Source organism: Phytobacter sp. V91 (genome assembly GCF_965644225.1).
Classification (GTDB): domain Bacteria; phylum Pseudomonadota; class Gammaproteobacteria; order Enterobacterales; family Enterobacteriaceae; genus CBFFRJ01.
The window spans coordinates 1-228 of the sequence record NZ_CBFFRJ010000373.1; the positions used below are offsets into that span (position 1 = coordinate 1).

Annotated in this window: 1 protein-coding gene; it reads right to left on the reverse strand. The window is 50.4% G+C overall.

All coding sequences use genetic code 11. The features are described 5' to 3' along the window. On the reverse strand, window positions 1–228 hold a 228-nt coding region (locus tag ACSZO4_RS26030; RefSeq protein ID WP_437891954.1), incomplete at both ends, for a phage integrase central domain-containing protein.

Sequence of the window (228 nt, forward strand, 5' to 3'; positions counted from 1 at the left end):
AAACGGCAAAGCAGGACGATGTTGACGTTTACCCGTGTTAACGGCCCCTGACATTTCCTGTGCGGGGTTGTAGTCGATAATGCCCTGCTGAACAGCGTAACGCATGATAGCGGTAGTGCGTTGTTTCAGACGCATAGCCACTTCATTAAAACCCTTATCCTCAACCGCTTTTATCGGCACCAGCAGGTCGCGGGTTTTCAGTTCAGCAACATGGCGATTGCCAATAAC